The sequence below is a fragment of the Candidatus Pelagibacter sp. PS_11 genome (assembly GCF_059417975.1).
Genome location: NZ_CM182075.1, coordinates 843,495 through 857,341, shown reverse-complemented (window position 1 = coordinate 857,341; position 13,847 = coordinate 843,495). Strand labels below are relative to the sequence as shown.

Annotated in this window: 15 protein-coding genes; 4 read left to right on the top strand and 11 right to left on the bottom strand. The window is 27.8% G+C overall.

From position 1 onward, the window contains the following. Positions 1 to 4 precede the first annotated feature (4 nt). From purF to rpsF, 7 genes are all read right to left on the bottom strand, one after another. Positions 5 to 1,486, bottom strand: coding sequence for an amidophosphoribosyltransferase (gene purF / locus AC5SLT_RS04555; RefSeq protein ID WP_271741427.1), 1,482 nt, complete (start codon positions 1,484 to 1,486; stop codon positions 5 to 7). Further along, positions 1,440 to 1,985, bottom strand: a complete 546-nt coding sequence (locus tag AC5SLT_RS04550) for a CvpA family protein (protein WP_271564321.1) — start codon at positions 1,983 to 1,985, stop codon at positions 1,440 to 1,442. The genes purF and AC5SLT_RS04550 overlap by 47 nt, the downstream gene beginning before the upstream one ends. A gap of 7 nt (positions 1,986 to 1,992) precedes the next feature. Continuing rightward, positions 1,993 to 4,377, bottom strand: a complete 2,385-nt coding sequence (locus AC5SLT_RS04545) for an efflux RND transporter permease subunit (RefSeq protein WP_494591343.1) — start codon at positions 4,375 to 4,377, stop codon at positions 1,993 to 1,995. Positions 4,378 to 4,398: 21 nt separating this feature from the next. After that, positions 4,399 to 5,817 carry a replicative DNA helicase gene (locus AC5SLT_RS04540; protein ID WP_271564279.1) on the bottom strand — a complete coding sequence of 473 codons (1,419 nt, stop codon included), beginning with the start codon at positions 5,815 to 5,817 and terminating at the stop codon, positions 4,399 to 4,401. A 67-nt stretch (positions 5,818 to 5,884) separates the two neighbouring features. Beyond that, positions 5,885 to 6,343, bottom strand: a complete 459-nt coding sequence (rplI, locus tag AC5SLT_RS04535; protein ID WP_006997210.1) for a 50S ribosomal protein L9 — start codon at positions 6,341 to 6,343, stop codon at positions 5,885 to 5,887. Further along, the gene (gene rpsR, locus AC5SLT_RS04530) at positions 6,344 to 6,622 is read right to left on the bottom strand and encodes a 30S ribosomal protein S18 (RefSeq protein ID WP_006997209.1); all 279 of its coding nucleotides are present in this window, start codon (positions 6,620 to 6,622) and stop codon (positions 6,344 to 6,346) included. It lies immediately after the preceding gene. Between the two features lie 2 nt (positions 6,623 to 6,624). Further along, a complete protein-coding gene (rpsF, locus tag AC5SLT_RS04525; protein ID WP_271625803.1) occupies positions 6,625 to 6,990 on the bottom strand; it encodes a 30S ribosomal protein S6 in 366 nt (121 codons plus the stop codon). 86 nt (positions 6,991 to 7,076) lie between these two features. Between rpsF and fabD the strand changes: the two genes are divergently transcribed. The 4 genes from fabD to gmk are packed head-to-tail and all read left to right on the top strand — an operon-like array spanning position 7,077 to position 9,667. Next, positions 7,077 to 8,009, top strand: coding sequence for an ACP S-malonyltransferase (gene fabD / locus AC5SLT_RS04520; protein ID WP_494591341.1), 933 nt, complete (start codon positions 7,077 to 7,079; stop codon positions 8,007 to 8,009). Continuing rightward, positions 8,002 to 8,739 carry a 3-oxoacyl-[acyl-carrier-protein] reductase gene (gene fabG, locus AC5SLT_RS04515; RefSeq protein WP_011281882.1) on the top strand — a complete coding sequence of 246 codons (738 nt, stop codon included), beginning with the start codon at positions 8,002 to 8,004 and terminating at the stop codon, positions 8,737 to 8,739. Before fabD ends, fabG begins: the two co-directional genes overlap by 8 nt. A 48-nt stretch (positions 8,740 to 8,787) precedes the next feature. Beyond that, positions 8,788 to 9,027 (top strand): acyl carrier protein, encoded by a 240-nt coding sequence (locus tag AC5SLT_RS04510; protein ID WP_006997205.1) that lies wholly within the window; start codon positions 8,788 to 8,790, stop codon positions 9,025 to 9,027. 7 nt (positions 9,028 to 9,034) lie between these two features. After that, positions 9,035 to 9,667, top strand: a complete 633-nt coding sequence (gmk, locus tag AC5SLT_RS04505) for a guanylate kinase (protein WP_271486705.1) — start codon at positions 9,035 to 9,037, stop codon at positions 9,665 to 9,667. On the opposite strand, the gene rsmA is transcribed toward gmk, so the two are convergent. Genes rsmA through AC5SLT_RS04485 form a run of 4 tightly spaced genes read right to left on the bottom strand, consistent with a single transcriptional unit; the run spans position 9,656 to position 13,837 of the window. Then, complete coding sequence (gene rsmA, locus AC5SLT_RS04500) at positions 9,656 to 10,444, bottom strand: 16S rRNA (adenine(1518)-N(6)/adenine(1519)-N(6))-dimethyltransferase RsmA (protein ID WP_494591339.1); 789 nt, start codon at positions 10,442 to 10,444, stop codon at positions 9,656 to 9,658. The two genes, gmk and rsmA, sit on opposite strands and share 12 nt — an antisense overlap. Further along, the gene (locus AC5SLT_RS04495; RefSeq protein WP_494591338.1) at positions 10,445 to 11,410 is read right to left on the bottom strand and encodes a 4-hydroxythreonine-4-phosphate dehydrogenase PdxA; all 966 of its coding nucleotides are present in this window, start codon (positions 11,408 to 11,410) and stop codon (positions 10,445 to 10,447) included. It abuts the gene before it with no gap. After that, positions 11,400 to 12,332 (bottom strand): peptidylprolyl isomerase, encoded by a 933-nt coding sequence (locus AC5SLT_RS04490; protein ID WP_494591336.1) that lies wholly within the window; start codon positions 12,330 to 12,332, stop codon positions 11,400 to 11,402. The genes AC5SLT_RS04495 and AC5SLT_RS04490 overlap by 11 nt, the downstream gene beginning before the upstream one ends. Beyond that, positions 12,332 to 13,837 (bottom strand): LPS-assembly protein LptD, encoded by a 1,506-nt coding sequence (locus AC5SLT_RS04485; RefSeq protein WP_494591334.1) that lies wholly within the window; start codon positions 13,835 to 13,837, stop codon positions 12,332 to 12,334. Before AC5SLT_RS04485 ends, AC5SLT_RS04490 begins: the two co-directional genes overlap by 1 nt. Positions 13,838 to 13,847 lie beyond the last annotated feature (10 nt).

Genomic DNA, 13,847 nt, shown 5'->3' with positions numbered 1-13,847 from the left:
TGCTTTAGTTGTTCGAAGCGGTGCTTAGTAATGATAATTGAGTAATTTTATCATCCCCTAATTCATCTATAGGTTTAACAGGATATTCACCTGTAAAATAATGATCTGTTAATTGAGGATAATTATTATCTCTTTTGTTAAAACCCATTGCTCTATAAACACCTTCTAAAGATAAAAAATCTAATGATTTAGCACCAATATATTCACAAATTTCGTCATTAGTTTTATTTGCAGCAAGTAACTCTTTTTTAGTAGGAGTATCCACACCATAAAAATCAGGAAACCTAATTTCCGGACAGGCAATTTTTACATGAACTTCTTTGGCTCCTGCATCATATAACATTTTTACAATTTTATGAGAAGTTGTCCCTCTTACAAGCGAGTCATCTATTAAAATAATTATTTTATCTTTAATAGTAGATTGATTTGCATTTAATTTTAATTTCACACCAAGACTTCTAATTTTTTGACTGGGTTCAATAAAAGTTCGACCAACATAATGATTTCTAATCAAACCTAATTCAAAGTTAATTCCTAAGTGTTGAGCAAAACCAAGGGCTGCTGCATTACCAGAGTCTGGTACAGGAACTACAATATCTGCTTTGATTTTGTTTTCTTTTGCAAGTTCAATTCCAAATTGCTTTCTATGTTCATAAGCAGATTTACCATTTAGTAAACTGTCTGGTCTTGCAAAATAAATATACTCAAAAACACACGGACGAACTTCTCTAGCAGGGAAGGGTTTAATGCTTTTTAGTTCATTATTTTCTATATAAACAACCTCACCATTTTCTACATCTCGAATATATTTTGCACCAATTATATCTAGCGCACATGTTTCAGAAGCAAAGACATAGCTATCTTTGATTTTCCCAATCACTAATGGTCTGATACCATGAGGATCTCTTACACCAATTAAAGTATTTTGTGTTAGCATGACAAGCGCGTAACCACCTTGTATTTGGAATATGGCATCTATAACTTTATCAATTGTTTTGTTTCTTTTTGATTTAGCAATTAATTGAACAATTGTTTCTGTGTCAGATGTAGTATGAAATATTGCACCATCTTGAACCAATCTATTTCGAAGAGTTATTGAATTAGTTAAATTTCCATTATGAGCTACACCGATACCTCCAGCATTTGTATCTGCAAAAAAAGGCTGTATATTTCTTAAAGTGTTTTCACCAGTTGTACTATATCTGTTATGACCAATAGCATAATCACCAGGCAAACTATTTAATACTTTCTCTTTATTAAAATTATCTCCAACTAAGCCAAATCTTTTTTCAGAGTAATATTTTTTTCCATCAAATGTAACTATTCCACAACCTTCTTGACCTCTATGTTGTAGAGCATGCAATCCTAAAGCGGTCAGTGCGGCTGAATCTTTATTGTTACTTACACCGAAGACACCACATTCTTCTTTTAATTTGGGATTATAAATCTTGAATTTTTTCTTTAGAATCTTGATAGTTTTTTTCATTTGGAAACTCTTTCAACAAATAATTACTACCTTTTTCAATATATGGGAAGGCGTATGATTTATCAGTATTAATTGGCCATTTACTATAATTATACACAATATCTACAGCTGAAAATAAACAAATGCAGATTACATAACTTCGGATAAATCCAAAAAATAACCCAAATAAGGAATCGAGTCTTCCAAGACCAACAAATTTTACCGTCTTACTAATGGCTTTATTTGTAATAAGAATAACAAAGATCACTAAAATAAAGATAGTTATGCCGAGCGCAATATCTAAAACATATTCACTATCAATTATATTTTTAAAATAAGGCTTAGCTTTTGGAAAAAGAAGTAAAGTTACAACATAAGCCAATACCCATTTTGAAGCTGACAATAAACTTAAAACAAAACCTTTACTATAACACTTGATAACTGAAAAAATTGTAATGATTAGAAATATTAGATCTATTAAAGACACCGCTTGATAAAAATCTTTTAAAGCATCAAGCATAATAATGTTATTTTCCGAATGGTTTACTAATTAGTAGAAGAGAGGGCAGTAAAGTTAATACTGAAATCATTGCAAGTAACATTGCTAAACCAGTAAACACACCAAAGTAAATTGTGGGTATAAATTTAGAGAAAACTAAAATTGAAAAACCAAAGACAATGGTTATTGAAGTATTGAGGATTGCAACACCCACTGTTGAGTGACAAACTTTTAGTGTTTTATTATAGTCTTTAATTTTTAAAAACTCTTCTTTAAACCTATAAATGTAGTGAATACTATTATCTACTGCGATCCCTATTGTGATTGCAGCAATAGTAATAGTCATCATATCAAGGGGTATTCCAAGTAGACCAATAATTCCTAAAATAAAGAAAGCTGCAATAAAATTAGGAACAACACCAATAAGAGATAGTTTAAAATTTCTAAATAAGATCATAAACATTGCAAAAATTCCTACCATTACTAAACCTAATGTGAGTATTTGAGATTTAAAAAGACTTTGGAGTAAATTATTAAATAAGATTAAAACACCCGCTAGTTTAAACTCTTCTTTGCTAAGCTTTAATTCATTTTCAAGGTCATAATTTATTTGGTTTATTAAATCATTTCTTCTTAAACCATCCTGTGAGTCAATAATTCTAAGACTTATCCTAGCTTCATTATCTTTTATGGATATATAAGGATCTATAATATCTTTTTTTATAGTTTCTGGAATTTTTGAATAAAGCACACCCATTTCTAAGGTTCCAAGGGGCTTGTTATTGTTTAACTGTGTAGCAACTTCAATAATTGAACTAAATGATAAAACCTTTCCAACTGCAGGAAGATTATCTAAATAATTATGAACATTTTGAATTTTTTCAATTTTGTCTTTTGTAAACCAGTATTTTTCATCATCTTTACTACCTTCATCATCCCAGCTTTCAAATTCTTCATCTTCGCTAGTCTCTACTATGATATTTTCAGGAAATTTTAATATAACTTCTAAAGGTGTCGTGCCACCTAGTTTTTCATCAATAAGTTTCATACCTTTATAAATCTCAGTATTTTTATTAAAATAATTTATAAAACTATTTTCAACTTCAAGCTTACTTATTCCAACAACACTTAAGGCGATAACCAAACCTGTTACTAAAAAAATTATACTTTTATTGTTAATAGAAATTTTACCAAAAAAAGAAGTAATTTTAGAATCTGTATCTTCTTTAATCTTTACTTTATTGCTAGACATAAAGCTCAGTAGAGTAGGGAGTAAAGTAAATGTGATTATAAAAGAGGTTATTAATCCTAAAGTCATCATCCACCCAAAATCAATAATAGGTTTTATGCCACTAAATACTAAAGATAGAAAAGCACATATAGTTGTAAGAACTGTATAAATAATAGGCCAAAACATCTTGCTAGTTGTCATTATAATAATTTTTAAATTATCTAAATTCGGAAAATCTTCTCTTAATTGTAGAAACCGGGTGCTCATATGAATATTCATTGCCATAGTTAGAATTAACATTAAAGCAATAAAGTTTGAGGATATAACAGTAACCTTCCAGCCTAAAAGACCAAGTAGACCTGTCATAATTAAAACTGAAAAAAAGCAGCTACTAATTGGAACAATAATCCAAATTAGTTTTCTAAATATAAACCACAGAGTAGCAATAATAAATAAAAGAACTCCTAGACCAAAAACAATAATATCACTTTTAATAAATGACATCATGTCATCAGTGATCATTGGAATACCTCCTAAGTATATTTTTCCAACATCTCCATAGGACTTAATAACCTCTCTTATTTGGGTGATATTTTCATGATTTTTCTTTTTTAAAGTATCTTTATATTCTTCAATTTCTTGAGATGATTTATTTTCAATATCTTTTAGTTCATCTTTTTTTATATAAACAATTATGCCGCTTGTTTTACCATCTTCACTTATTACAAAATTTCTAAAAACTGGACTATTTAATATTTCTTTAAATCCTCTTTCAGTATCGACACCTTCATCTTTTAAAGTTTTAAAACTTTCTAGTCTTTCTTGAAGAGGCGCTTCTGAATTATTTAATAAAGGGATATCAAGTAGTGTAATAACGCTATGAACCCAATCTAGACTTTGGATTTTATATTTTAAACTTAAAAGATTATTAATAGAAGATTCAGTAACCATTCCCTCATTGGGGGAATAAGTTAAGATTAAAAACTCTTTAGAGCCATATCTTTCAGTGACTTCTTTTAAATATTCAAGATCAGGATCCCCTTCGATTAACAGAGTATCAGATGAGGCATCTAGTCTAAAATCTTTAGAAAAATACCCAAAACTTAAGAGAGTAATTAACAGTAATATAAAAATTGATTTAGGATTCTTTAAAACAATATTTTGATAAAATAGAGACAGCATTCACAGCTAATATATTGGATATTAGTTAATTTGAGTATCTTTAAATTTGGTAAACATTGCTTCAAATTCTACCATAACATTACCCGTTGGGCCGTGTCTTTGTTTTCCAATAATAAGCTCTGCTAGATTTGACACCTCATTCATTTTTGCTTGCCATTCAGCATGCTCAACAGTTGCGGGTCTAGGTTCTTTTCTCTCTAAGTAATAGGCCTCTCTATATACAAACATTACAACGTCAGCATCTTGTTCAATTGATCCAGATTCTCTTAAATCTGATAACTGAGGTTTATGATCATCTCTTTGTTCTACCGCTCTTGATAGCTGTGATAGAGCTATCACTGGAAGCTTAAGTTCTTTTGCCATTGCCTTAAGGCCTTGAGTGATTTCAGAAATTTCTTGAACTCTACCATCTCTATTATTTCCAGATCCTCTCATCAATTGAATGTAATCTACAACAATCAAGTCTAAACCAAATAATCTTTTAATACGTCTTGCTCTGTTGCTCATAGCAGCGATACTGATAGCTGGTGTTTCGTCTATATACAAAGGAAGTTCAGAAATATTCTTTGATGTCTCAATAAATTTATCAAATTGCTCATCAGAAATTCTTCCACGTCTTATATCGTTTGATTTAATTCTAGATTGTTCTGCTAAAATTCTAGTTGATAATTGTTCAGAAGACATCTCTAATGAGAAGAAAGCTACTGCAGATTTCTTTCCACTTTCTTGTAGTTTTTGAGCAGCATTAAAAGCTATATTTGTTGCTAAAGCAGTTTTACCCATTGAAGGTCTACCTGCAATAATAATTAAATCTGAATTATGAAGCCCACCCAGTCTATCATCTAGGTCTCTTAGACCAGTAGGTACACCAACGATCCCCGCATCATTTTGATAAGCAGCTGAGGCCATCTCAATAGTTTGTTTCATCGCTTCATCAAATTTAATAAGTGATGAATTGAAAGAACCTTTTTCAGCAAGATCAAATAATAACCTTTCTGAATTTTCAATTATATTTTGGCCATTAACATCAAGTGCATTTAGTTTTGCAGCGTCAATAGTATTTTCAGATATCTTAATTAATTCACGTCTCACGAACATATCATAAATTATTCTTGAATATTCTATTGCTTGTCTTGGAGGAGTAGAAAATTTTGTAACTTTTACTAAATACTCAGGAACATTTAATTCGTCCTTTTCATTTTCAAAATAATTTTTTAAAGTTATGGGGTTTGCGAGCATCCCTTTGTAAATTAGGCTTTCAATTGCTGAAAAAATACTTTGATGCATGGGGTCATAAAAGTTAACACTAGAAACAATAGTATTTATTTCATCAAATGTTTCATTTTGAACTAGTATTGATCCAATTACAGCCTGTTCTGCTTCAATATTGTTTGGAAGTTCTTTAAAAGTATCTTTAACTAAGCTGAGGTTATTTTCCATGAAGAAATCTTATCTCAATTAAGATTTAAAAAAATAACAAATATATGCTGGGGAAAAAATTGTATAATTATTGAATAGTATCAGCTGTAACTACATTAATAGTAATTTCAGAATCTACTTCAGAGTGTAGAATAATTTTAACCTTAAATTTACCAATTGATTTAATTTCAGTTATTGGTTGTATCATTGAAGGTTTAATATCTAGTTTGTCATTTTCTAATATCAGTTTTGAAATTTCAGTTGGTTTAACTGATCCATACAATTCTTTATTTTCAGTACTTAATTTTTTAATTTCATATTCTTTATTGTTAATTTGTTCAGAAATTTTTTGAGCTTCTTTTTTCTTTTCAGTATCTTTTTTACTTAGCTCAGATTTAATCTTTTCAACTTCTGCAATATTTTCTTTTGAGGCATAAAGAGCTTTTTTGTTTGATATTAAGAAGTTTCTAGCAAACCCTCTTTTAACATCTATAATTTCTCCAATAGATCCAATTCTTCTTAAATTTTCTAAAAGTATAACTTTCATTTAAATTAACGCTAAATTTCTAGCTCTCTTAATAGATAGAGAAAGCTCTCTTTGTTTTTTTTGTGAAACATTCGTAATTCTTGATGGTAAAATTTTACCATTTTCAGACATATATTTTTTTAACAATCTGATGTTTTTATAATCAACTTCTGGAGCACCCTTTGCAGATAAAGGGCAAGTTTTCTTAAATTTGTATTTATTAGGTTGAAAAATACTTAGTTTTGCAAAGTTACTTTGACTTCCTTTTTTTTTATTTCCTGCTCTTTTTTTTGATGGCATAATTAGTCTCTATTAAATTCTTTTTTATATTCTTTTTTTTCGTATTCATCTTTCTTTGAAAAATATTTAGCCTCTAAATTAAATTTTTTAACCTTAACTGTCATATATCTTAGAAGATTTTTATCAATTGCTTCATTTTTTTCTAATTCATCAATAATTTTTCCAGGACCTTTAATCTTAAAGTGCATATAGATGCCTTTTTTATTTTTTTTAATAATGTAAGCTAAATTTAACAAACCCCAATCTTCAGTTTGCACTATTTCTCCTTCATTTTTTTCAACTATTTTAGAATATTTTTCAGTTAATTGCTTAACTTGCGCTGGGCTTGTATCTTGTCTAGCAACTATTGTGTGTTCGTATAAATTCATAATTGTTCTTTAATAAAAAGTGAGGATATACTATTATAATTATTGAATTACAACACTTAAAACCATAATAAACTTTAGATATTTAAATGTTTTCTGTTATTTTTCCAGGTCAAGGCTCACAATTAGTAGGAATGGGCAAAGACCTACATGCAAAATATAGCTTAGTTCAAGATCTATTCAAGAAAGCAGATGATACTCTTGGTTTCTCACTATCAAACCTTATCTTAAATGGCCCTAAGGAAGAATTAGACTTAACTGAAAATACACAGCCAGCAATATTTTTACTGAGTTATTCAATATTTAAGTTAATCAAAGAAGAGTTTAAAATTGATTTAGATAAAGCAAAATTTTATGCAGGACATTCTTTAGGAGAGTACTCTGCATTGACCGCAGCTGGGTCATTGTCATTTTCAGATACTTTAAAGATATTAAAAATTAGAGGTAGTGCGATGCAAAACTCTGTTCCAAAAGGAGTGGGTGGAATGGTTGCAGTTTTAGGTTCTGAAATTGAAATAATAAAAAAAATTATTGATGAGAATAAAGATAAATACGAATGCTTTATTGCAAATGACAATTCTGTAGGTCAGATCGTTTTAAGTGGAAAAATTGAGGACCTGAAGAAAATTATGGTTGATTTGAAAGCTTCAAATATTAAAAATATTAAATTACCAGTTAGTGCTCCGTTTCATTGTAAATTGATGAATAATGCAACACTTGTGATGAAAGAAGAAATAGCAAAATTAAATTTTAATGAACCTAAAAATATCCTTATTTCAAATGTAACAGGAAAAGAAATATCTAATTCGAATGAACTAAAAGAATTACTAGTTAAACAAATTGAAAGCAGTGTTCGTTGGCGTGAGAGTGTTTTATTAATGATTGAGAAGGGTGTTACAGAGTTTATTGAAATAGGACCAGGCAAAGTTTTATCTGGATTAATAAAGAGAATTGACAAAAATGTTAAAGTTAGTGCAATAAATACAGAAGAGGATATAAAGTTAATTAATATCAATGAGTAGTTTAAAAGATAAAAATATTATAGTCACAGGTGCTTCAGGTGGAATTGGTAATTCAATAGTTGAGAAGCTAAACCAAAATGGTGCAAATATTTTAGCCACAGGGACAAGAATTGAAAAACTAGAAGAGTTAAAAGAAAAATTTAATAATATAAAAATTCTTAAATTTGATATTTCTCAACACGATAAAATCGAAGAATTTATAGAAAATGCCACCAAAGAACTAGGTGGATCTTTAGATTGCATTGTTAATAATGCAGGCATTACAAAAGACAACCTAACTATTAGAATGAGCTTAGAAGAGTGGTCAAAAGTTATAAATATTAATTTAACCTCTACATTTCTAATGTGTAAATATTCGATTAAAAAAATGCTTAAAAATAAATCTGGAAAAATTATCAATATAACCTCTGTTGTTGGTCATACTGGTAATGTTGGACAAGCAAACTATACTGCATCTAAGGCAGGTATAGTTGCAATGTCAAAAAGCTTAGCAATTGAATATGCAAAAAAAAATATTAATGTTAATTGCATATCCCCAGGCTTTATAAGTACTGCTATGACAGACCAAATAGATGAAAAATTTAAAGAAACAATAATTGCTAAAATTCCATCTAATAGACTAGGTAAACCTGAAGATATTGCTAATGCAGTTAATTTCTTAAGCTCAGATCAGTCAGACTATATTAATGGAGAAACATTACATGTTAATGGAGGCATGTATTTGGGTTGACAAAACTACTTTTTGAACTATTAACGAAATATAACAAAAAGGAACATTATGTCAGAAGATATTTCAAGCAAAGTTAAAAAAATTGTAGCAGATCACTTAGGAATTGATGAAGCTAAAGTATTAGACGATTCAAGCTTCATAGATGACCTTGGAGCAGACAGTTTAGATACAGTTGAATTAGTAATGGCTTTTGAGGAGGAATTTGGTTCAGAAATTTCAGATAGTGAAGCTGAAAAAATTCTTACCGTAGGTGACGCTGTTAACTTTATAGCAGGAAAAGCAAACTAGAAATTAAATGTCCATAAAAAAAGATGGGATAATGGTAATTTTATCATCCCCATCTGGGGCAGGTAAAACAACCTTAGTAAAACTCCTATCTAAAAATAAAAATTTTCATATTTCAGTTTCTCATACCACAAGAAAACCTAGACTAAACGAAATTGCAGACAAAGATTACTACTTTGTTGATCATGATAAATTCGAAAATTTAATAAAAAATGAAGAATTTTTAGAGTATGCAAAAGTGTTTAACCACCTTTATGGAACAACTAGAACACCAGTTATTGAAAAATTAGAAAAAAGTGAAAATGTAATATTTGATATTGATTGGCAAGGAGCTGATCAAATCAAGAATAAAAAATTAAATTATAAATTAATTACTTTTTTTATTTTACCTCCTAGCAAAGAGATACTATTTGAAAGATTATCAAATAGAGACATGAAAGATAAACTAATAGTAGAAGAACGCATGAAAGAGTTTAGTAGAGATGTTTTGCATTGGATTAATTATGATTACGTAATTATTAATGACAATCTAGAAGAATGTTATTCTAAAATTAGCAGTTTAATTGATGCTGAAATTAACAATGGTTCGAAAGATTACGATAAAGATTTCATTAGAAAACATGTTGAAAAACTAACCTCTTAAATCTTCATATTCTTTTACAAGTTTAAAATATACTTCTGGCTCAAGGTTTTGTGGTCTAAGATTAAGATCAATACCGAATTTTTCTGCAACTTCTTTTCCATTATCAAAAACTTGGTTAAAGGGTTTTTTTAACATTTTTCTTCTTTGACTGAAGAATATTCTAGTAATTTTTTCAAGGTTTTTAGGATCTTTTAATTCAAAAAAATTTTCTTTAGGAGTAAATAAAAGTAAAGAACTATCTATTTTAGGTCTTGGCGAAAAGCTTTGTGGTTTAATGTCTAATATCTTTTTTACATTTAATTTCCAGCTAGATAAAATTGATAGTCTGCCATAATTAGAGTTATTAAATTCAGATATAATTCTATCAGCAACTTCTTTTTGGAACATTAAAACGAGACTATCGAACCAAAAATTTGAGCCAATATTAAGAATCCATTTAGATAAGATTTCTGTTGATATATTATAAGGTAAGTTACCAAAGACAGATAGTTTTTGTTCCGAGATGTTACTTTCAGATACTTTTAAGATATCATCATTGATAATTTCAATTTCAGTATCAAACTTTTCTTTTAGCAATATAGCTAAATCATCATCTTTTTCTACAACATAGAGTTTCTTTGGTTTTTTTTTTAAAATGTATGTAGTTAGATTTCCACTGCCTGGTCCAATTTCCAAAACTTCCTTGTTGGTAATATCTGTTATGGATACAATTTTTTCAAGCACCTCTCTGTTTATTAAGAAGTTCTGGCCAAGACTTTTTTTTGCTTTTATGAACACTTATTTATCCAAAAATTTTAAAGCTTGAATTAAGCTTTTTGGATCAGATAAATTTTTACCTAGCATTGAATAATTTGGGCCATGATCTGGAGAAATACGAGTAAATGGTAGACCTAAAGTAATATTAATTGCATCAAAACCAAATAAAGCCTTCATAGGAGAAAGTACTTGATCATGATACATACCAATAATTACATCATATTTATTTAAAAATGATTTTGTAAAGATAGTGTCAGCTGGAAATGGACCATTTATTTTATTATTTTTTAATCGCAATTTCTTAATAGCTGGAATTATCACTTTATCTTCTTCAGAATTTTTAAAATTACTCTCACAGTGTGGATTTAAGCCTGTTATTGCTATCCTCGGCAGTTTATTAAATTTTGTTTTATAAAATTTATCAATAAGCTTAACATGTTGAAATATCTTTTGTTTTGAGATTTGTTTGTGAACATCTTTTAAAGGTAAATGTGTTGTAAGTGGACTAACAGATAGTTTATTATTAAATATAAGCATCACAACTTTATTATTATTTTTTGTTTTTTTCGCTAAATACTCAGTAATACCTAAAGCTTTACCTTTTAAAAAAGATTTTTTTGAAATTGGTCCATTAATAAATTTAGATAATTTATTTCGCTTGATAATTTTTAATGCTAACTCAAAAGAGTTTTTTATGTAATCATTAGATTTATTAGAAATTTTTTCAAAGCAACTTTTAAATTTATACTCTACATTAATTAAGTTAATTTTTTTATTATCTAGTAAATTAAATTTTTTAAAATTTTGATCAATAGTATTGATTTCAAAAAAAAATCCTAATTTAATCATTTGTTGCTCAAGTAATTTTTTTGAAGCAATAATTATTAAAGGGCTTTTATAATGATGGGCTTGGATGCTTTTAAAAAATATTTCTAAAAAAATGCTATTTGGCTCACCTGCAACAATTAATATAGGTTTATAATTCATTTATGAAGCTATTAATTTTTATTTTTTCATAAAATATTTTTGAAAATTTATCTAGTTGTTTGCTGGTCTCAAATTGAATCATCTTATTTAACTCTTCATCTTCATTTATTATCGCATTTTCATATTTAATTTCCTCTATTTTTAAAATTAAAAATGAAGAACCTACCTGCACAGGAGATGTGTATTGGCCAACTTCTAGTGCTTTTAATTGTTCTAAAATTTTTGTTGATAATTTCTGTTCCTCTATCCATCCAATTTTACCTCCAAATTTTGAGCTGTCCGATATGCTGTATATATTGGCAGTGTTTTTAAATCCTATCTCGCTTATACTTTGATTAATATTTTCTAATTTTTTTTCAAAATTTGAGTTATTTTCTATGTCAAATAAAATCTCAGATAGAGAGTATTTTTTTTGCTTTTTTGTACTTATTAATTTTTTTACTCTTTCTTTTATTTGATTTCTATCAATATTAATTTGACCAATATATCGATCGTATATCAATTGATTCCATAATATTTCTATTTCAATTTTTTTTTGTATATAGTTTAATGATATTTTGTTACTTTGCAGGTATTCTTCAAATTCTTTTTTATTCTTGATACTTAAATTTCTATAAAAATTTTCTAGATAATTATCAATATTTATATTTATTGTTTTTAAGTCAAAATATTTTATTAATTCTATTTTTTTTATTTTTTCTCGAAGTGCTGACTCTTTTGATAGTTCAATAATTTTTTGTTTTTCTAAATTTTTTAATTGATTATTAAGTGATACTAAATATCGGTATTCTTTTTCTATGTCAGAATTTGTTATAATTTCATTATTGACTTTGTATACGATGTAAAAATTTTCAGCTGTGCTTGATTTAAAACTTATTATTAGCAATAAAAACAAAAATAAAATAAATTTTACCTTAGGCATTATTTTTTAAGATTTGGAGACTTTGTTTCTCCAAATGGGATTATAGTTAATTTTAGATATATACTTTCATTCGCTTTTAAATCTCTATCTGTATAATAATCTTTATTATATTGAATTGCTGCAATTAAGCAGTCATTTCTATATTGATACATTAAATTGTAAAACTCTGTTGCATTGGTCTTCTTGTTTTCTCTTGTTTCAAAAATAAAGCTACTTGCTTCATTAAAATTATATGACGTTTTATTTGATAAATAACTATCTTTATTTATACTATTGTTTTCATTTAGATATTCAAAAGTAGTTACAAAATTATTAATTTTGAATTCATTTTTTAAGATTTGATAATTTGTATCTTTTAAATTTTGATCTTGAGTAAATTTATAGTTAAGACTAAAAAAATCATTGGGGTTATAATTCAGTTCTCCCATTATATCTGAGGTTTTATTGCCCAGTGAACTATTTACAGGTAAATTTTGATCATCCTCTAATTTAAAAACGTTAGCAACTTTTAAGTTAAGAACCTCTCTATTAGAAGAGTCGGTATTATAAAATTCAGTACCAAAGCTTAATGATCCACCTCCCTCAACGGAGTCGCTAGATCCAAGTCTGTTAAGAGCAAAAACATTACTCACATCAATTCTTTTATCTTCATTTCTTGCATTCTTAGAATTGTTAGGACTATATCTAGCTGAAATAATAGGCTTGAGGATGTTTGAGTAATCATTAGTCTTTTTTTTCATTGGATAAGAAGAATTAAACTCAATCAAAGTTGCAATTTTTGAATCAGGGCTATTTTTATAATTTTTTGAATTATCACCGTCTGTATTAATATTTTTGAATAAAATATTATAATTATTTTTTAAGCCCTTATTAGTAAATCTAGGATAAGAACTATAAAGAAAATCATTAACAATAACCTTTTCAAAAACATTAGTATCATAATTTTTAATGAAGCCACTTGACTCTAAATTAAAGCTTCCAGATGTTAACATATCTGTGTAGAGATCTTTTTTAAGATTGTAGCTAGGATAAACATATTCATATTTGTCTCCATCTGGTACATCACTTAGATTTTCGTAGACTATAAAATCAGCCTCCAAACTTAAATCTTCTTTTGAAGCACTAAAATTAATTGTAGAAGTTAAAGTTCCAGTGTCATTGTTTATAAGAGGAGAATCTAATTTATAATTTTTTAGATATGTATCCTTAGAAGTAAACTGTAAATCAGCTGATAAATCTAGATTATCAAAATACTTTGAGTTTAATTTTTTTTGACTATTTGAAAAAAAATGACTTTGAGAAGAATTATCTTTTTCACTTAACATACTTATATCAATTGTATGTTTTGAAGTTGCATTAACTACCCTATATTCAGATTGTGCAAGTATTTTATTCGTTGAATAAAGTCGTGGAGTAAATGTTAAATCTCTATTGTTAGAAAGCACATGAAAATATGGCAGTGTAAATGCTGAGCCAGTAGAATTAGACCCTGTAAAAGAAGGCATCAAAAATCCA